Annotated in this window: 15 protein-coding genes; 7 read left to right on the top strand and 8 right to left on the bottom strand. The window is 64.8% G+C overall.

Annotation, left to right across the window (positions count from 1 at the left end; genetic code table 11):
- Positions 1-12 precede the first annotated feature (12 nt).
- Positions 13-885: a methyltransferase domain-containing protein gene (locus FJ430_RS08100; RefSeq protein ID WP_140710991.1), complete on the top strand. Its 873-nt coding sequence runs from the start codon at positions 13-15 to the stop codon at positions 883-885.
- Positions 886-897: 12 nt separating this feature from the next.
- On the opposite strand, the gene FJ430_RS08095 is transcribed toward FJ430_RS08100, so the two are convergent.
- The 5 genes from FJ430_RS08095 to argJ form a co-directional block, all read right to left on the bottom strand.
- Positions 898-1077 (bottom strand): Flp family type IVb pilin, encoded by a 180-nt coding sequence (locus FJ430_RS08095; RefSeq protein ID WP_140710990.1) that lies wholly within the window; start codon positions 1075-1077, stop codon positions 898-900.
- Between the two features lie 111 nt (positions 1078-1188).
- Positions 1189-1509, bottom strand: coding sequence for a hypothetical protein (locus FJ430_RS08090; RefSeq protein ID WP_140645239.1), 321 nt, complete (start codon positions 1507-1509; stop codon positions 1189-1191).
- 168 nt (positions 1510-1677) lie between these two features.
- Positions 1678-2100, bottom strand: a complete 423-nt coding sequence (locus FJ430_RS08085; RefSeq protein WP_140645238.1) for a (deoxy)nucleoside triphosphate pyrophosphohydrolase — start codon at positions 2098-2100, stop codon at positions 1678-1680.
- The gene (locus FJ430_RS08080; RefSeq protein ID WP_181175596.1) at positions 2097-2876 is read right to left on the bottom strand and encodes a GNAT family N-acetyltransferase; all 780 of its coding nucleotides are present in this window, start codon (positions 2874-2876) and stop codon (positions 2097-2099) included. The genes FJ430_RS08085 and FJ430_RS08080 overlap by 4 nt, the downstream gene beginning before the upstream one ends.
- Positions 2876-4117, bottom strand: a complete 1242-nt coding sequence (argJ, locus tag FJ430_RS08075; protein ID WP_140710989.1) for a bifunctional glutamate N-acetyltransferase/amino-acid acetyltransferase ArgJ — start codon at positions 4115-4117, stop codon at positions 2876-2878. Before argJ ends, FJ430_RS08080 begins: the two co-directional genes overlap by 1 nt.
- Before the next feature lie 188 nt (positions 4118-4305).
- Here argJ and FJ430_RS08070 point away from each other — a divergent pair, with 188 nt between their 5' ends.
- Positions 4306-4899 (top strand): TetR/AcrR family transcriptional regulator, encoded by a 594-nt coding sequence (locus FJ430_RS08070; protein WP_140710988.1) that lies wholly within the window; start codon positions 4306-4308, stop codon positions 4897-4899.
- A 60-nt stretch (positions 4900-4959) separates the two neighbouring features.
- Here the strand turns inward: FJ430_RS08070 and FJ430_RS08065 are convergent, their stop codons facing one another.
- Positions 4960-5874 (bottom strand): peptidylprolyl isomerase, encoded by a 915-nt coding sequence (locus FJ430_RS08065; RefSeq protein ID WP_140645235.1) that lies wholly within the window; start codon positions 5872-5874, stop codon positions 4960-4962.
- 261 nt (positions 5875-6135) lie between these two features.
- On the opposite strand from FJ430_RS08065, the gene secA reads away from it, so the two are divergent.
- Complete coding sequence (gene secA / locus FJ430_RS08060) at positions 6136-8868, top strand: preprotein translocase subunit SecA (protein WP_140710987.1); 2733 nt, start codon at positions 6136-6138, stop codon at positions 8866-8868.
- Between the two features lie 216 nt (positions 8869-9084).
- Here secA and FJ430_RS08055 read toward each other — a convergent pair whose 3' ends face one another.
- Together FJ430_RS08055 and FJ430_RS08050 are read right to left on the bottom strand one after the other, a co-directional pair.
- On the bottom strand, positions 9085-10182 hold the full coding sequence (locus FJ430_RS08055) for a malate/lactate/ureidoglycolate dehydrogenase (protein ID WP_140658901.1): 1098 nt from the start codon (positions 10180-10182) through the stop codon (positions 9085-9087).
- Positions 10183-10211: 29 nt separating this feature from the next.
- Positions 10212-12797: a helix-turn-helix transcriptional regulator gene (locus tag FJ430_RS08050; protein ID WP_140710986.1), complete on the bottom strand. Its 2586-nt coding sequence runs from the start codon at positions 12795-12797 to the stop codon at positions 10212-10214.
- Between the two features lie 238 nt (positions 12798-13035).
- On the opposite strand from FJ430_RS08050, the gene FJ430_RS08045 reads away from it, so the two are divergent.
- From FJ430_RS08045 to FJ430_RS08030, 4 genes are all read left to right on the top strand, one after another.
- Positions 13036-13308 carry a DUF4242 domain-containing protein gene (locus FJ430_RS08045; RefSeq protein ID WP_140658868.1) on the top strand — a complete coding sequence of 91 codons (273 nt, stop codon included), beginning with the start codon at positions 13036-13038 and terminating at the stop codon, positions 13306-13308.
- Between the two features lie 457 nt (positions 13309-13765).
- The gene (locus tag FJ430_RS08040; RefSeq protein WP_226892223.1) at positions 13766-14215 is read left to right on the top strand and encodes a hypothetical protein; all 450 of its coding nucleotides are present in this window, start codon (positions 13766-13768) and stop codon (positions 14213-14215) included.
- A 452-nt stretch (positions 14216-14667) separates the two neighbouring features.
- Complete coding sequence (locus FJ430_RS08035; RefSeq protein WP_140645231.1) at positions 14668-16071, top strand: lipopolysaccharide biosynthesis protein; 1404 nt, start codon at positions 14668-14670, stop codon at positions 16069-16071.
- Entirely contained in the window at positions 16071-17351 is a 1281-nt protein-coding gene (locus FJ430_RS08030; RefSeq protein WP_140710984.1) for a GNAT family N-acetyltransferase, read from the top strand. The genes FJ430_RS08035 and FJ430_RS08030 overlap by 1 nt, the downstream gene beginning before the upstream one ends.
- Positions 17352-17415 lie beyond the last annotated feature (64 nt).

Genomic DNA, 17415 nt, shown 5'->3' with positions numbered 1-17415 from the left:
GGAAGCTTTTCGTTGCAGCCCTTGATCGACACCGAGCTCTGGCTCGCGCGCAAGCGCAGGGCTCTCGCCCGCCCCGTCGAAGGCGCCGATTTCCTGATGCGGCGCGCCGCGGAAGACCTTGCCGACCGGCTGGGTGCCGTCGAACGCCGCTTCGGCAAGGCGGCCGCGCTGTTTTGTCAGACGTCGGCGGCGGCGGACGTGCTCGCCGGCAGCGGCAAGGTCGGCGAGGTCGTACGCGTCGAGATGGACGAAGCGCTTCTGGCCGGCGGCCCCGGCCTGGTGGCGCCGCCGGAGACCGTGCCGTTCGAGGAAGGCAGCCTCGACCTCGCTGTCTCCCTGCTCTCGCTGCACGCCGTGAACGACATTCCCGGCGTGCTCGCGCAAATCCGCCGGGCACTGAGACCGGACGGGCTGTTCCTCGGCGCTCTTACCGGCACGGGCACATTGGCGGAACTACGCGAAAGCATGCTTGCGGCCGAGACGGAGCTTTACGGCGGCGCGAGCCCGCGCATCCTTCCTTTCACCGACGTGCGCGACGCGGGCGCGCTGCTGCAGCGCGCCGGCCTGGCATTGCCGGTCGCCGATGTCGAAACGGTCGCGGTGCGCTACGATACGCTGTTCGATCTCGCGGCCGATCTCCGCGCCATGGGCGAAACCAACGTGCTCATCGATCGCAGCCGCCGGTCGGCCGGCAGACGCCTGTTTGCCCGCGCGGCCGAAATCTATGCCGAGCGATTCTCGGATCCGGACGGCCGTATCCGCGCAAGTTTTTCGATTGTTTGGATGTCCGGCTGGGCGCCAGACGCCTCGCAGCAAAAACCGCTCAGACCCGGATCGGCCAAGGTCTCGCTAAAGGCTGTCCTGGAGAACCCGCCTAAGATTTGAGCGCACCCGTCGTCAGTGAGCGAAGGCGTTGGCCAGCTTGCTGTTGTTGTCGGTGAACAGCCATACGAGGCCATCGGCCGCCTGTTTGACCCCGGCGATGATGGCGAGCGACAAAACCACGACGATCAGGCCATATTCGACGGCCGTGGCGCCCGTTTCATCTTTAATGAATTGCTGCAGCAGGTTTTTCATGATCATCGATCCCTCATGCAGAAACTCTAATGTCTTACCCGTTAAGAAAGGTTAACGGCAAAAGCTTAACAGCGAGTGAAACGCCGCCGTGCCGCGAAATCATTAACCAAGTCAGCACTCGCCGCTGCGGCTGCCGTCATTGCGGATGACGCAGATTGAACTGGGCAAAGGCTGCAGCACGCTGCGGCGCAGCGTATATGTATTGGGGCGATGACCGATCGATCCGGTCGCCGTCATGTCGAGCCCGCCGGGAAAGCCGTCGCGAGCGCTCTGCGGCCGGGTCTGGCTGTCCAGGAAAGGCGTTGCGATCAGCGCCAGCGCCACCGCGGCCGAGCCGAAGAGAAGCGTGATCCGCAGGATGCCCATGCCGGCGTCCACCGCGCGGAAGCCGCGGTCGGGCCGGATCGAGTCCCAGTCTCTTTCGAGGCTCATGCCGTGTTTCCCAGTCATCGACGATATCGCCGCGCGAAACGGCCTCGTGCAATTTTTCACATCGAGATAAATCTTCCATTAACGCTGGCTAAAGCAGCTCCCGGGAAACGTGCGGAACATTCACCGTCTCCAGGAAACGGTGAGCTGTCGCAAGGGCAAACCGCGAAACTACAGAAGGTCGATGAGGAACTGGATCAGCGGCGCGTCGGCCGGCGGCATCGGATAGTCGCGCATCTGCCGGGGCCTGACCCATTTGAGTCCCTGCCCTTCTTTAGGCTGCGCGATCCCGCGGAAGCGGCGGCAGACATAAAGCGGCATCAGGAGATGGAAATCGTCATAGGAGTGGCTGGCGAAGGTGAGCGGCGCCAGGCACGGGATCTCCGTCTCGATGCCGAGCTCCTCATGCAATTCGCGCACCAGGCATTCCTCCGGCGTCTCGCCGGGCTCGACCTTGCCGCCTGGAAACTCCCACAGGCCGGCAAGCTGCTTTCCTTCCGGACGCTGCGCCAGGAGCACGCGCCGGTCGGTGTCGACCAGCGCGCAGGCGGCGACCAGCAGCAGACGCTTTCCGGTTGGCTTGCTCTCGCTCATGCGCCCGGCGGCCGTCGATAATGGTAGCGATAGACTTCGTCGAAGCCGAGCGACCGGTAGAGCGAGAGCGCCGGTTCGTTGCTGGCCTCGACCTGCAGCCAGGCTTCGCGCGCGCCGCGCAGCCGGGCCCATTTCAGCGCCGACAGGATGAGATTGCGGCCATGGCCCTTCTTGCGCGCCGATTCTTCGGTGGCAACCTCGAACAGACCCGCGAGATCGCCGTCATGCACGCAGATCAGCGTCGCCACCGGCTCGTTGCCCTCCTCGAGCGCGAACAGCCCCGCTTCCGGCTGGATCGCGCCGATGACCTCGGACAGGCCGGGCCGCAGCGAGGCGTCCGAGCCGCTCGTCCTCAGCGACGCGCCGATGAAGCGGCTGATGTCCTTGAGCGGAATCTGGTCCATGGCCGCGCCGAGCCCGACCTCCTTCAGCGGCAGCCGCATGACCAGGGATTCGTCGAACCTGTTCCAGCCGGCCTTGTCGAGATGCGTGGACAGAACCCGTCCCGACAGCGGCGACATGCGAAAGGTCAGCGGCCGGCCATAGGCGTCGAAGCGCCGCGCGGCGCGGCCGATGCGCTCTTCGATGGCGTGCGTGTCGCCCGGATCGAGCGGATTGACCGAGTTCAGGCGCTTGGCGGGGTGTCCTGCCGTGAGCCGTACCACCCAGGTCCCGTCATAAAGGACGGCGGCCGCCGGCCAGGCGCGAAAGCCCGCCGCCTCGTAGCGGCGCACGACCGCCAACACGCTTGCCGGATGCCCGGACACCGGCGCCATCAGCTCCGATAATCGCCATTGATGGCGACATATTCCTTGGTGAGGTCGCAGGTCCACACCGTCGCCTTGCCGCGGCCGATGCCGAGATCGGCGCGAATGCGGATATCGTCGCGCTTCATATAGGCCGAGGTCGCTTCCTCCGAATAGGTCGGATCGCGTTCGCCCTCATGCGCGAGCCGATTGTCGCCGAACCAGATCGACAGCCGGTCGCGGTCGGCCGGTTCGCCTGCCTTGCCGACCGCCATGACGACGCGGCCCCAATTGGCGTCCTCGCCGGCGACGGCCGTCTTGACCAGCGGCGAATTGGCGATCGAAAGCGCGATGCGCTTGGCCGAGCGGGCGGACTTCGCGCCGGTGACCGTGACCTCGACCTGCTTGCGCGCGCCCTCGCCGTCGCGCACTACCTGCAGCGCCAGCGACTTCAGCACCTTGCCGAGCGCCCGGCGGAAGGCGCCAAGCCGCGCATCCTTGGGATCGCTGATCGCCGGCGCGCCGCGGGCGGCGGCCTTGCCGGTGGCGAAGATGAGCAGCGTATCGCTGGTCGAGGTGTCGCTGTCGACGGTCACCGCATTGAAGGTCTTGGCCGTGCCGCGCGAAAGCAGGTCCTGCAGTGCGGGGGCGGCGATCGGCGCGTCGGTGGCGATGAAGGAAAGCATCGTCGCCATGTCGGGCGCGATCATGCCGGCGCCCTTGGCGATGCCGTTGATGGTGACGTCGGCGTCGCCGAGCTTGACCGTCGCCGTCGCCACCTTCGGATAGGTATCCGTGGTCATGATCGCCTTGGCCGCCTCGGTCCACAGATCCGGCTTGCCGTCCTTGGCCAGGCCGGCGAGCAGATGGCTGAATTTGGTGGTGTCGAGCGGCTCGCCGATGACGCCGGTCGAGGCCAGGAAAACCTCGCTCTGCGAGCATCCGGCGGCCTTCGCCGCCGCCTCGCCGGTCAGCGCGGTCGAAGCCTTGCCCTTCTTGCCGGTGAAGGCGTTGGCGTTGCCGGAATTGACCACCAGGACGCGCGCCTTGCCGGCGGGCAGGTTCTGACGGCAGAAGTCGACCGGCGCCGACGGGCATTTCGACTTGGTGAACACGCCGGCGACAGCCGTGCCCGGATCGAAGACCATGGCCAAGAGGTCGGTTCTGTTCTTGTATTTGATGCCGGCTTCGGCGGTCGCGATGCGCACACCCTCGATGACCGGCATCTTTGGATATTTCTTCGGTGCAAGCGGCGAAATCGTAGCGGACATCGGAACCCCGGAGCGGCAAGAACGCGAAAGGAAGGCCGGTTTGCCCGATAGCGCGCGTCGGCGCAAGGGGCGTTCTGGCCGCGCCTTCCCGGCCTGGCCGGCGGCTTGGCAGTTGGAAACGCGTCGTTTCGTTTCGTCGCCGAAGCCAATATGATCGGCGCCAGATTCACTGGCTAAGGAAGACCTCGATGGACGAAGCCGCCGCTCGCGGGCGCAAGTCGATCGGCGCGAAACGCAATCCCGAGAGCGCCGATGCCATCGTCAAGGCCGCCGAGGCGGTGTTGCGCGAAGCGGGCTATGCCGGCTTCTCGATCGAGGCCGTCGCCCGGCGGGCGCGCGCGGGAAAGCCGACCATCTATCGCTGGTGGCCGAGCAAGGCGGCGCTGCTGATCGAGGTCTACCAGCGGCAGAAGCGCGTCGAGACGCCCGACACCGGGAACATCGAGGACGATCTGGCCGGCTTCCTTCAGAACCTTTTCGCGCATTGGCGCGACACCCCGTCGGGCAACATCTTCCGCTCGCTGATCGCGGAGGCGCAATCGGACGAGACAGCCGCGGCCGCCCTTGCAGAATATTCGAAAGGACGCCGCAGCCATACCGGTCGGATGATCGAGCGCGCCAAGGCGCGGGGCGAGGTGGCGGCCGATATCGATGCCGGGATCGTCGCCGATCTGATCGCTTCCTTCGCCTGGCGGCATCTTCTGGCCGGACGGCTCGACGAGGACGACGCGCTGATCCGCGCCGCCATACGCTACATCACGCGGGGTATAATGAACGCTTGACCCCCGAAAGCGAAAGGGCGCCCGAAGGCGCCCTTTTAGAATTATCCAGCCGCAAGCGGATTACTTGCCGGCTTCCAGCGTGTCGATGTCCTTCTTGAGCTTCTCGTCCGGGATCTCGACCTTGGCGGCCGCGCGCAGCTCCTTGACCATGGCGAAATACTTGTCGCGGATCACCGCCTGCTTGGCCTGATCCTTGACGTCGTCGAAGGCCGGCGGCTGCTTGGCGCGCTTGTCCTCGACCTTGATGACGTGCCAGCCGAACTGCGACTGCACCGGCTCCTTCGAATATTTGCCGACGTCGAGCGCGAAGGCCGCCTTGTCGAACTCCGGCACCATCTGCCCTGGGCCGAACCAGCCGAGGTCGCCGCCACTGGTCTTGCCGCTCGGATCGCTGGTGTGTTCGTTGGCGAGCTTCTGGAAGTCGGCGCCGCCGTCGAGCTGCTTGATGATCGCCTCGGCCTCTTCCTTCGTCTTCACGAGGATGTGACGGGCGTGGATTTCGTTGACCGGCGGCGTGTTGGCGATCTCCTGGTCGTAGCGGGCGCGCACTTCTGCGTCCGTCACCTTGTCGACCACTTCCTTCTCGACCACCTCGCCATGCAGGGCGCGAGCCTGCAGGAACGCCATGCGGCGCTGGAAGTCGGCGTCCTTGTCGAGGCCGCTGTCGACCGCCTTCTTGGCCATGACGCGGATTTCGATCGCGGCCGAAAGGGCAGCCGCGCGGCGCTGTTCGGGCGGCATCTGCGCGAACTGTTGCGACAGTTCGCCTTCGGCGAGTTGAAGATCGGCCTCGGTCAGCTTCTCGCCATTGACGGTGGCGACCACAGCATTGGGATCGACCGGAGCCGCCGCCGGCGCTGTGGCGTCCTGGGCGGGCTTGGTCTCCTGCGCCATCAGCGGCGACAGGCTAAGAGCCGAGAGCCCGAAGACCAGACCGAGGCTGGCGAGCGAGGCGCGGCGGAACGACAGGGACATCAAGATAACTCCAATGGGATTGCCAATAAGGACCGCGTGAGCGGAAGGGTTCCAAATCAGTCGGATTGTGGCGGAATTTGGCGCTGCCCATAGGGCTAACGCGGCGTTGACATCGATTGAGCCCCCTCTTATCTGTCCATCGACTTGGCGTCCAGAACCGTTTTCCGGGCGCTTTTTGCGTTTGTCCGCATTCACGCGGATTTGATGGGCCCGCCAGGCGCCTGTCGCAAACGGCTAAATTGCTATCGAAAGGACCATTGGATGGTCAGTCTCGGCGGTCTCGCCCGTAAGGTTTTCGGTTCTTCCAACGACCGCCGTGTCAAGTCGACCCGGCCCAGGGTCGAAGCCATCAACGCCATGGAAAACGAGATGCGGGCGCTTTCCGACGCCGAGCTCTCGGGCCGCACTGAAAAATTCCGCCAGGATCTCGCCAACGGCGCCGCGCTCGACGACCTGCTGGTTCCAGCCTTCGCCACGGTGCGCGAGGCGGCCCGCCGCGTGCTTGGCATGCGTCCCTTTGACGTACAATTGATCGGCGGCATGGTGCTTCACAATGGCGGCATCGCCGAGATGCGCACCGGCGAGGGCAAGACGCTGGTCGCCACTCTGCCGGTCTATCTCAATGCGCTTGCCGGCCAGGGCGTCCATGTCGTCACCGTCAACGACTATCTCGCCACCCGCGACGCCGAATGGATGGGCCGCGTCTATAAATTCCTCGGCCTGACCGTCGGCATCATCGTCCACGGCCTTTCCGACGACGAGCGCCGCGAGGCTTACGCCTCCGACGTTACCTATGCCACCAACAACGAGCTCGGCTTCGACTATCTGCGCGACAACATGAAGTATGAGCGCTCGCAGATGGTGCAGCGCGGCCATGCCTACGCCATCGTCGACGAAGTCGATTCCATCCTGGTCGACGAAGCGCGCACGCCGCTGATCATTTCCGGTCCGCTCGAGGACCGCTCGGAAATGTACAACACCATCGACGCCTTCATGCTGAAGCTCGGCCCGGCCGACTACGAGGTCGACGAGAAGCAGAAGACGACGATCTTCACCGAGGACGGCACCGAGAAGCTGGAAAACATGCTGCGCGACGCGGGCCTGTTGAAAGGCGAGTCGCTCTACGACGTGGAGAACGTCGCCATCGTCCATCACGTCAACAATGCGCTGAAGGCGCATCTTCTGTTCCAGAAGGACCGCGACTATATCGTGCGCAATGGCGAGATCGTCATCATCGACGAGTTCACCGGTCGCATGATGCCGGGCCGCCGCTACTCCGAAGGCCTGCACCAGGCACTCGAGGCCAAGGAGCATGTGCAGATCCAGCCGGAGAACCAGACGCTGGCCTCCGTCACCTTCCAGAACTATTTCCGCCTCTACAAGAAGCTTGCCGGCATGACCGGCACGGCGCTGACCGAGGCCGAGGAGTTCGGCAACATTTACGGCCTCGAGGTCACCGAGATCCCGACCAACCTGCCGGTCATCCGCAAGGATGAGGACGACGAGGTCTACCGTACGGTCGAAGAGAAGTACAAGGCGATCGTCAAGGAAATCCGCGAGGCCAGCGCCAAAGGCCAGCCGACGCTGGTCGGCACCACCTCGATCGAGAAATCCGAGCAGTTGGCCGAACGCCTGCGCAAGGATGGCTTCAAGGACTTCGAAGTCCTGAACGCGCGCCACCATGAGCGCGAGGCGGCTATCGTCGCCCAGGCCGGCAAGCCCGGCGCCATCACCATCGCCACCAACATGGCCGGCCGCGGCACTGACATCAAGCTCGGCGGCAACGCCGAGATGCGCATCGCCGAAGAGCTTGGCGACATGCCGCCCGGACCCGAGCGCGAGGCTCGGGAAAAAGAGATTAACGACGACGTCGAGCGCCTGAAGGAAAAGGCGCTGGCCGCCGGCGGCCTTTACGTTCTGGCCACCGAACGCCACGAATCGCGCCGCATCGACAACCAGCTTAGAGGTCGTTCAGGAAGACAGGGCGATCCCGGCCGGTCAAAATTCTTCCTGTCGCTGCAGGACGACCTGATGCGCATCTTCGGCTCCGAGCGCATGGATGGCATGCTGCAGAAGCTCGGCCTCAAGGAAGACGAGGCGATCATCCATCCCTGGATCAACAAGGCGCTGGAGAAGGCGCAGAAGAAGGTCGAGGCGCGCAACTTCGACATCCGCAAGAACCTGTTGAAATATGACGACGTCTCGAACGACCAGCGCAAGGTGGTGTTCGAGCAGCGTATCGAGCTGATGGACGGCGAAGGCCTGTCGGAGACGATCGCCGAGATGCGCGAGGGCGTCATCGAGGAGATCGTCGCCAAGAACATCCCCGAAAACGCCTATGCCGAGCAGTGGAACGTCGCCGGCCTCAAGGAGGAAGCGGCGCAGTTTCTCAACCTCGACCTGCCGATCGAGGAATGGGTCAAGGAAGAGGGCATCGCCGAGGACGACATCCGCGAGCGCATCGCGGCCGCGGCCGACGCCGCCGCCAAGGAGCGCGCCGATCGCTTTGGCCCCGACGTGATGAACTATGTCGAACGTTCGGTGGTGCTGCAGACGCTCGACCATCTGTGGCGCGAGCACATCGTCAATCTCGACCACCTGCGTTCGGTCGTCGGCTTCCGCGGTTACGCCCAGCGCGACCCGCTGCAGGAATACAAGGGCGAGGCCTTCGAGCTGTTCCAGGGCATGCTCGGCAACCTGCGCCAGGCCGTCACCGCGCAGCTGATGCGCGTCGAGCTGGTGCGCCAGGCGGCGGACGCGCCGCCGCCCGAAGCCCCCGAGATGTTCGGCAGCCATATCGACGGCTCCACCGGCGAGGATGATTTCCTGGGCGGCGAGACCGCGCTTCTTATGCGTCAGGACACCAGCGCCGTCGTCGCGCCGGAAAACCGCGACCCGAAGAACCCCGCGAGCTGGGGCAAGGTCGGCCGCAACGAGCTCTGCCCCTGCGGCTCCGGCAAGAAGTACAAGCACTGCCACGGCACGTTCGCCTGAGCAGGTCTTCAGTCCCGGCTTTCGCCGGGACTTTTCAACGGATATGACCCCAGTCCCAGACAACTTTCGCAAGGGGCTGAACAGGTCCAAAGCCGTGCCCGGCGTGCCCGACTACTTCCAACTGCACGACCTTAACTTCAATTCATCCATAAAGCCTGCAGTCATGGTGTCGGATATCGACACGACGCGGCAAACAATTCTATCGAAGATCGCGTCCTACAACGTCGGAGGCTGGACCCCGAGCGACAACGCGGCTGCACAGATCGCATCCCATGTCTGCTTCTGCAGCGGAACGCCGGAGCGCAGGCGCTCCTCGCGGGACCGGGCTTCCGGCTCGCCTGGAACCAGGACCGGAGTACCGGGCGTGGTCGGTCGCGAGGCCTTCACATAGTTGGCGTAAGCGCGCGCTCTCTGCAGGAAATCCGGCTCTCCAAAGCGGGCCGGGTCGAGGTAGATCGACAGCATGCCGTTGCTTATGCGGCCGCGCTTACCGCCAGGGATAGGACCGGACGTCGCGCCTCCAGCCAGGACGCCCGCCAGGATTTCGCACATGAAGGCAAGGCCGGAGCCCTTGTGCAGACCGAAAGCGACGAGAGCGCCCTCGCCATGCGCTAAGTCCCGAACGCCGCCCGGCACGATCGGTCCGTAAAGTGCCGACGGGTCCGAGGTGAACTTTCCGTCGAGCCCGACCAGCGCTCCCTCCGGCACTGGCTTGCCGCCGTTCGATGCGACCAGTACCTTGCCTTCGGCAACAAGCGACGTCGCGAAATCAAGCAGGAACATAGGTTCCTTGCCGTCCGACGGAACGCCTATGCAGATGGGATTCGTGGAAAACCGTCGATCGATCCCACCGAACGGCGCAACCAGCTCACCGCCGCCCACATTGACGAAATGCAACGAAACCAGACCGGCATCGGCGGCCCGTTCTGCCCAGTCGCCGATCCGGCCGAGATGGCTGGAGTTTCGCAGGCCGATCATCGAAACGCCCGCGGCCCTGGCTTTCTCCACGCCTGTGTCGACGGCCAACGGACCGATTGTCTGGCCGAAGCCCCAATTGCCGTCCACTGTGGCGAAGGAGGGACCCTCCGAGACCACCGTCAGCGTCTGCCCCGGTCGGACATAACCCTGCCGCAGCCAATAGAGATAACGCGGAGTGCGTATCACGCCGTGGCTGTCATGGCCCGCTAGATTGGCCGACAGAAGGTAGTGTCCGATCCGATCCGCTTCGTCCCGCGCGCAGCCGGCGGTCGCGAAAATAGTCGCGACGAACTCTTTCAGCCGCGCGGCAGGAATGACGTAAGTTGGCTCCTCCATGACCATTGGTTTGTGCGGTACAATCAAGTTTAGATCAATCCCGAATCGCGCGCGGCCGCCGTCGCCTCGCCGCGCGAGACGGCCTCCAGCTTGTCCAGCACCGCCGACACGTGATGATCGACCGTCTTTGGCGAGATGGTCAGATGCGCGGCGATCTTCTTGTTGGAAAAGCCGCGTTCGATCAGCTGCAGCACCTCCATCTGGCGCTGCGTGAGGCCGGCCTGGTTGGCGCGCGTCGCCTGTCGCGGTCCTCTCGCGATGTGGCTGACGCCGCTTTCCCGCATAAGGCCGCGGACGTGCTGCGCGACCGCCCTCGCGCCAAGGTCCTCAAAAATGGCAAGCGCTTCGCGCTGCGCCGCTTCGTCGCCGAGCAGCAAGGCCATTGCCTGTTCGAAAGGCGCCCCCATTTCGGCCCATAGCGCTGCGGCGGCGCGCCAGTCGCCGGTCAGTTGCAGGCGGTGCGGCTCCGCCATGCCGTTCGTATCGCCGGGGTCGGATCCGGGCGACAACAGCTGCCGCCAGGTGGCAAGTTCGCCGAACACGGCCGGCGTCGGCGCGAGGCTTTCGGCAACCGCGATCAGGCGCAAGGCTTCCTGCCTGTCGGCTTGTCCAAGCCAGGCCAACTCAGCCAGCACCTCGGCAAACGCCACAAGGCGCTGCAGCTCCATGCCCTTGTCCAGGAACCGCCTCATCTCTTCGACGATCGGCTCGGCCGATGGGTCGCCGCGGCGGATGCGCAGCCTCGCCAGAGCCACCAGCGACGGATAGCGCACGAGCGGCGTCGTTGCGTCGTCGTCGACAACCTCATGCGCCATTGTCGCGGCGTCGTCCCAAAAGCCGCGCCGAAGCAAAAGCTGCGCCTGCACGCCGCGCATGTAGTCGCGCCATGTCGCGAGATCGTTCTCGACGCAATAGCCAATGCCGCGATCCAGGAACGACGCCGCCTCCTTGAAGCTGAGGCTATTCATCTCGACGCAGGCGCAGTTCGTGAAGGCGCGCGCCGCATGCTCCTGGAAGTTGCCCGACAGCGCAATCCCAAGGCTGCGTGCGAGATCGCGCCGCCCTTTGGCAAAATCCAGCCATTGTCCGGCGGCGCCGACATTGTTCAGCGCATGACAGACAATGTCCGCCCGGTTGAGCCGCTCCGCCAGTTCGGCCGCCTTGCCGCCGAGCGAAAGCGTGTCCTCGAGCCGCTCGGCCAGCATCGCCAGTTGCGAGAGGTTAGAGTAGGCCATCGCCAGCTCGGCGCTGTCGGGAGCGGTCTCCAGAAGCTCCACGGCCTGCTCGCCGAAACGGTCCGCTGCCTCGCGATCGCCGAGCAGATAAGCAAAGCGCGACAGGCACCTGAGGCAGTCGCCTTCCTTGAGCCGATCGCCCAGCGCCCGGCGCAGCTGGCGCGCCCGGTCCTGCGCTTCCATCGCCGCGTCGATGCGGCCGATCAGATGGCACTCGAAGGCATGGCCTTCATAAAGCTCCGCCCGCTTCTCGATCGGCAGGATATCCGCGTGGCGCAGGGCGACCTCGTAGTAACCCGCCGCATCGCGATGGGCACCGACGCGGGAAGCCTCGCGCGCGGCGACCGGCGCCAGCTCGCGCACCACGTCCAGGCTTTGCGCCTCCACGGCATGATGCACCAGCCTTGCGGTGGCGACTTGCGGATTTTCCCGCAACGCTGCCAAGGCGCGCTCGTTGTACTCCCGTCTCTTGCTGGGCGTCAGCGCCATCTCGATCGCCGTGCGGGCGATCTCGTGGCGGAAGGCATAGCCGTCGCCGAAATCCTCGAGCAGGCCGTTGGCGACGCATTCGGCGAGCTGGCCGGCGGCGGCAATTCCGCAAAGGCCGCTGAGCGCCCAGGCGTCGGCGCGGCGCGGGAACACCGAGACCGCGTCGAGCATCGAGCGGGCGCCGGAGGAGAGCTGCTCGGCGCGCGCGAGCACCGCGTCGCGCACGCTGACCGGCAGCAGGCCGTCTTTCTCGCCGGCCAGCAACTCCGTCACAAAGAAGGCATTGCCTGCCGTGGCGCGGTAGATGGCGCCGCCGTCGCGGCCGGCGGCCTCGGCGAGCGACAGGACGGCCGTCTCGCTGAGCAAAGGGACCTCGATACGATGGACGTTGCCGGCCGGGATTTCGCCGAGCGCCCGGCGCACCCGCATCTGCCCCTCGCTGCGGTCGGTGCGCGCCGTGATCAGAAGCAGGATGTGGGTGCTCGCGATACGCCGGCCCAGGAAGCGCACGAAATCGAGCGTCGCATCATCCGCCCAGTGCAGATCCTCGATGACCAGGACGCTTGGACCCTTCGTCTCGAAAACGTCGAGCGCGTCGGAAAAGAACGGCAGCCTTTGCCCCTGACGGGCATCGATCGCCTGCGGCAACTCCCATCCCGCCTCGCGCGCAAGATCGTAGAGCGCGCCGAGCGGGTCGGGAATCGAGAGGTCTTCGCAGGCACCGCGCAACAGCTTCACGCCTGCCGTCATCCGCTCCGTGAACGCCTCGACCAGCGTCGTCTTGCCGGCGCCGGCTTCGCCGGACAGCGCCACGACGCGGCCGTGGCCTCGCACGGTGCCGGCCAGCACGGCCTCCAGTTGGTTCAGTTGCGTCTGTCTTTCCAGAAGCATCGTCACTCTCGCGAATGGGATTGTTGGCGCGGCGGATGCCGCTGGATAGTCGGTACGAAGCTGTGGAAATGTGACCTTCCACACGTTCCAGTGCCTGCTTCCACATAGAACGCTCCAAAGATAGGGAATCGTCCCGTCAAATATGGGGAAAGGTGCCGATGCGCGCCTTCCGCGAAGGTGATTTCTGCTGGGTCGCGCTTGAACCGAGCGCAACTCACCAACGAAAGGAACCCCTATCGTGCCTCGTTACCTGATTGAACGTACCTTTCCCGATGGGCTTCATGTGCCGATGAACGACGCCGGCGCGACCGCGATGGGCGGCGTCATCGCCCGCAACGCCGAGAAAGGCGTAACCTGGGTGCAATCCTTCGTCTCGCCGGACAAGTCGAAGAGCTTCTGCATCTATGACGCGCCCTCGCCGGAGGCGATCCGCAGCACCGCGCAGAAGAATGCGCTTCCCGTCGACAAGATCACGGAGGTGCGGGTCCTTGACCCCTACTTTTATCGCTGATCGGGCAGATGAACGACAAAACGATGAGACGATCGTCCTTGTCGATGGCGGACCTGTTGTCATGCCGGACAGCGAGGGAGTATCCGCCGCGGCGGATACTCTCGCACCGCGGCGCGGCTTCATGCGGCGGCTCGTGTCGGCACTGTTTTCGCCTGTGCGAAACAGGCGCCGCCGGCCTCTCCCGCAGGATCACCATCTGAGGCGCGACATCGGCCTCCGTGAGCGGGAATTGCCGCGCGAATACTGGGAATATTGGTGGCATTACTGATGTTCCATACCGGCCCTGGCGGGACCTCGCGGTCTCGCCCTTCGAATGACACGCGCGCCAAGCGTCGCAGGCCCGGCCTTGAAAAAGACCGGCCCTGCCCTTGCGCGCGCGCTTAACGGAATTGGAGAGAGAACAGTGAGCATCCCCAGCCTGACCAGATATTTCATCGGCGCATCGGCCCTGGCCGTCATGGCGGCAAGCGCCACCCACGCCGAAACCGTCAATCCGCTTGCCGAAAAGGTGCGGGCGCTGGACAGCCGCTTCGAGGACGTCGCGGTGGCGAAAGCTGAAGGCTACGCGCCGATCCCCTGCGCCAGCGGCATCACCGGCGGCGCCATGGGCATCCACTACGTCAATGCGACCTACCTCAAGGACGACGCCGTCGACGTCGCCAAGCCGGAGGCGGTCATGTACGAGCCGATGGCCGACGGCACGCTGAAGCTGGTCGCCGTCGAATATATCACTTCGAAGGGTCCGGCCTCGCTCGAAGGCCAGCTGTTCAACTTCAACAGCGCCCCCAACCGCTACGGCCTCGGCCCGTTCTACGAGCTGCATGTCTGGGCCTGGAAGCAGAACCCCACCGGCGCCTTCGCCGACATGAACCCGAATGTGTCCTGCGACGCTATGAAGGGGATGTAAGCAGCGCCCTTGCCTTCTCCCCGTTTGACGGGGAGAAGGTGGCCCGAAGGGCCGGATGAGGGGCAGCGCCGGCGATTGCGATTGGCCGCGTTTCGCAGCTAGTGACCTGAAATTAGTGCCAAAACGGCAACAAGGTACGAGACCGCAATCATGGCGTAGGCAATCTGGAGAAAGGTTATTCCGTCACCCTTAATTCGAGAATGACCTCCCAGATATTCCCAAAAATCTTGTCCCGACACGGGAAAATTCAGCGCGAATTCCCGTACGAGATGTCTGCTTATTTGCTATCATGCCCGCGCAGCTTTTTAGCTTTCTACGGCTTGCGCACTTCAGCGCAATTTCCGAAAGCCCGCGCTGCCCCTCATACGCCCGCCGGCACCCCACCCACCCTTTCTTAAGGTGTTTCGGATAGACCGAAACCTTGGAAAGAGGCGGAAAACGGAGAGTTCTGGGTGCGCTTTTCCGCGGCGACGACTGCCGGGCGGTTCCTGCCGCAGCGCTGGGCGCTGCGCATGCGTCCGTTGCTTGGCCGCATCGACGCAGTGCTGTTCACCGCCGACGAGCGCGGCGAAGCCGGGCGCATGTCGCTGATCGCCTTTTCGATCCGTATCATCAGCGCCTTCATCGCCTTCGTCAGCCAGGTGCTGATGGCGCGCTGGATGGGCTCGTTCGAATACGGCATCTCGGTGCTGGTCTGGGTGACGATGGTCATCGTCGGCAACCTCGCCTGCCTCGGCTTCCACACCTCGGTCATTCGTTTCATTCCCGAATATCGCGAACGCGGCATGCTGGCCGAACTGCGCGGCATCGTGCTCGCCAGCCGCCTGTTCGTGCTCGCTGCTTCGACGCTGATCGCGGGCCTCGGCGCCCTTGGCGTGTGGCTCGCCTCGGACTGGATCGAGAACTACTACGTCATCCCCTTCATCCTCGGCGTCATCTGCCTGCCGATGATCGCGCTCGGCGATCTCCTGCAGGGGCTGGCGCGCGCCAATTCCTGGGCGCTGCTGGCGCTCTCGCCCACCTATCTGGTGCGGCCGGTGCTGATTCTGGCGTTCATGGCGCTGATGCTTGGCCTGCACTACGTGCCCGACGCCAAGACCGCGATCTTCGCCTCGATCGCGGCCACCTATGTCACGACGCTCGGCCAGCTGATGGCCGTCACCTCGCGCATGGAGAAAAAGATACCGGCCGGGCCGATGGCGGTGCATTTCGGCCAGTGGATCCTCGTTTCGCTGCCGATATTCCTGGTCGAGAGCTTCTTCTTCCTGCTCACCAATGCCGACGTGCTGATGGTCGGCGCCTATATGAACCCCAACGATGTCGCCGTCTATTTCGCCACGGTGAAGACGCTGGCGCTGGTGCATTTCGTCTATTTCGCGGTCAAGGCCGGCGTTGCCCAGCGCTACGCGCAGTTCACCCATGGCGAACCGGACAAGCTCGCCGCCTTCGCTCGCGAGACCGTGTCCTGGACCTTCTGGCCCTCGTTGCTGATGGCGCTCATGGTGCTGGCGCTGGGCGAGCCGATGCTGATGCTGTTCGGTCCCGAATTCACCGCTGGCTACCCGCTGCTCTTCCTGCTTGTGCTGGGCGTCGTGGCGCGCGCCGCCGTCGGCCCCTGCGAAAGCCTGCTCACCATGAGCGGCAACCAGAACATCTGCGCCGCCGTCTATGCCATGACGCTTGCCCTGAACATCGGCCTCAACGTGCTGTTGATCCCGCTGTTCGGCCTCTGGGGCGCGGCAATCGCCACCAGCCTCGCCATGGTCTTCGAGGCCAGTGCGCTGTCCTTCACCGTCTGGCGCAAGCTCGGCATCGTGATGGCGATCTTCGTGCCCGCAAACAAGGAAATCGCCTGATGGCCGCCGTCCCGTTGCTCGAAGAGACCAGCGGCGGCACCGCCGGCGCCATGGTCTCCAACCTTGCCGGCCTGGCGCGCGAGGTCGACCCCGCCCATATCGAGCTCTTCGCCAGCAACCGGCCGGAGCGCAAGCTCGCCATCTACCCAGCCTCGGCGGGCTTCGAACTTGTCGAGGAACTCGACTATCTCAGCGCCCGCACGATCGAGCCGAACGTCTTCTTCAACCCGCGCTTCCTGGCGCCGGCGATGCCCCGGCTGGAAGACCGCGAGGTGCGGCTTGCCGTCATCCGCGACGGCGACGAATACCGCAACCGGCTGCGGCTTCTGGTGCCGTTCTCGGTCGAGCGGCCGGCGATCCCGCTCGGCGTCCCGGTGATGCGCACATGGTCGAGCCCGTTCGGCCCGCTCGGAACGCCGCTGGTCGATCGCGACGATCCGGTCGGCGTCATCGAGGATTTCTTCTCGATGCTGTCGCGGCCGCATCTCAAGCTGCCCAAGGTCTTCGTGCTGCCCGACATCAAGCTCGACGGTCCGGTGGCGAGCCTCATGACCTCGTTTGCCGACAGCCGCGGCCTGACCATGGTGACCACCGGCAAGGTCGAGCGCCCGGTGCTTGAAAGCGATGCCGACGGCGAGGACTACCTCAAGGCCTCGCTGCGCGCGCATCACTATCGCGAATTCCGCCGGCTGAAGCGGCGCCTCGCCGATCAAGGCAAGCTCGAGCACATCGTGGCACGCGGGCAGGACGAGATACGCCACGCCATCGAAAGCTTCCTGACGCTTGAAGCGGCCGGCTGGAAAGGCCGCGAGCGCACCGCGATGGCGATCGACCGTTACCGCGCCGCCTTCGCCCGCGAAGCCGTGCATAGGCTGGCCGAGCAGGACATGTGCCGTATCCATCTGCTGACGCTCGACGGCCGCACCGTCGCCTGCCTGGTCGTCTTCGTCGAGGCCGGCGTCGCTTACACCTGGAAGACGGCCTATGACGAGGCGCTTTCCGCCTATTCGCCGGGCACGCTGCTGATGATCGAGGTGACCAAGCAGCATCTCGACGATCCCAACATCGTCATGACCGATTCCTGCGCGGTTCCGGACCATCCGGTGATGAGCCGGCTGTGGAGCGAGCGCAAGCCGATGGGCACGCTGGTGGTCGGGCTGACGCCGGATGCCGACCGGCTGGCCCGTCAGGCGGCCTCGCAACTGCATCTCTACCGTGAGACCCGCAACATGGCGCGCATCCTGCGCAACCGCATGCGGAGTCTTTTGAAAAGGCGCTAGATCAACGGCGGGACACAAGCTATGGGTCCGCGCGGCGAACTCGGGCCGGCCTACACGAAACCAT

The sequence above is a fragment of the Mesorhizobium sp. B2-8-5 genome (genome assembly GCF_006440675.2).
Lineage (GTDB): Bacteria > Pseudomonadota > Alphaproteobacteria > Rhizobiales > Rhizobiaceae > Mesorhizobium.
Note: the sequence above shows the minus strand (reverse complement) of the source record. Positions and strands in the feature narration are given on the sequence as shown.

What these genes read in the sequence shown, in the direction of transcription:
- FJ430_RS08080 (WP_181175596.1), bottom strand. Translation starts at nt 2,876, where the DNA reads ATGGCGCCGGTGTCCGGGCATCCGGCAAGCGTGTTGGCGGTCGTGCGC.
- FJ430_RS08050 (WP_140710986.1), bottom strand. Translation starts at nt 12,797, where the DNA reads ATGCTTCTGGAAAGACAGACGCAACTGAACCAACTGGAGGCCGTGCTG.
- FJ430_RS08095 (WP_140710990.1), bottom strand. Translation starts at nt 1,077, where the DNA reads ATGAAAAACCTGCTGCAGCAATTCATTAAAGATGAAACGGGCGCCACG.
- argJ (WP_140710989.1), bottom strand. Translation starts at nt 4,117, where the DNA reads ATGTCCGCTACGATTTCGCCGCTTGCACCGAAGAAATATCCAAAGATG.
- FJ430_RS08090 (WP_140645239.1), bottom strand. Translation starts at nt 1,509, where the DNA reads ATGAGCCTCGAAAGAGACTGGGACTCGATCCGGCCCGACCGCGGCTTC.
- secA (WP_140710987.1), top strand. Translation starts at nt 6,136, where the DNA reads ATGGTCAGTCTCGGCGGTCTCGCCCGTAAGGTTTTCGGTTCTTCCAAC.
- FJ430_RS08065 (WP_140645235.1), bottom strand. Translation starts at nt 5,874, where the DNA reads ATGTCCCTGTCGTTCCGCCGCGCCTCGCTCGCCAGCCTCGGTCTGGTC.
- FJ430_RS08055 (WP_140658901.1), bottom strand. Translation starts at nt 10,182, where the DNA reads ATGGAGGAGCCAACTTACGTCATTCCTGCCGCGCGGCTGAAAGAGTTC.
- FJ430_RS08040 (WP_226892223.1), top strand. Translation starts at nt 13,766, where the DNA reads ATGGCGGCAAGCGCCACCCACGCCGAAACCGTCAATCCGCTTGCCGAA.
- FJ430_RS08030 (WP_140710984.1), top strand. Translation starts at nt 16,071, where the DNA reads ATGGCCGCCGTCCCGTTGCTCGAAGAGACCAGCGGCGGCACCGCCGGC.
- FJ430_RS08085 (WP_140645238.1), bottom strand. Translation starts at nt 2,100, where the DNA reads ATGAGCGAGAGCAAGCCAACCGGAAAGCGTCTGCTGCTGGTCGCCGCC.
- FJ430_RS08070 (WP_140710988.1), top strand. Translation starts at nt 4,306, where the DNA reads ATGGACGAAGCCGCCGCTCGCGGGCGCAAGTCGATCGGCGCGAAACGC.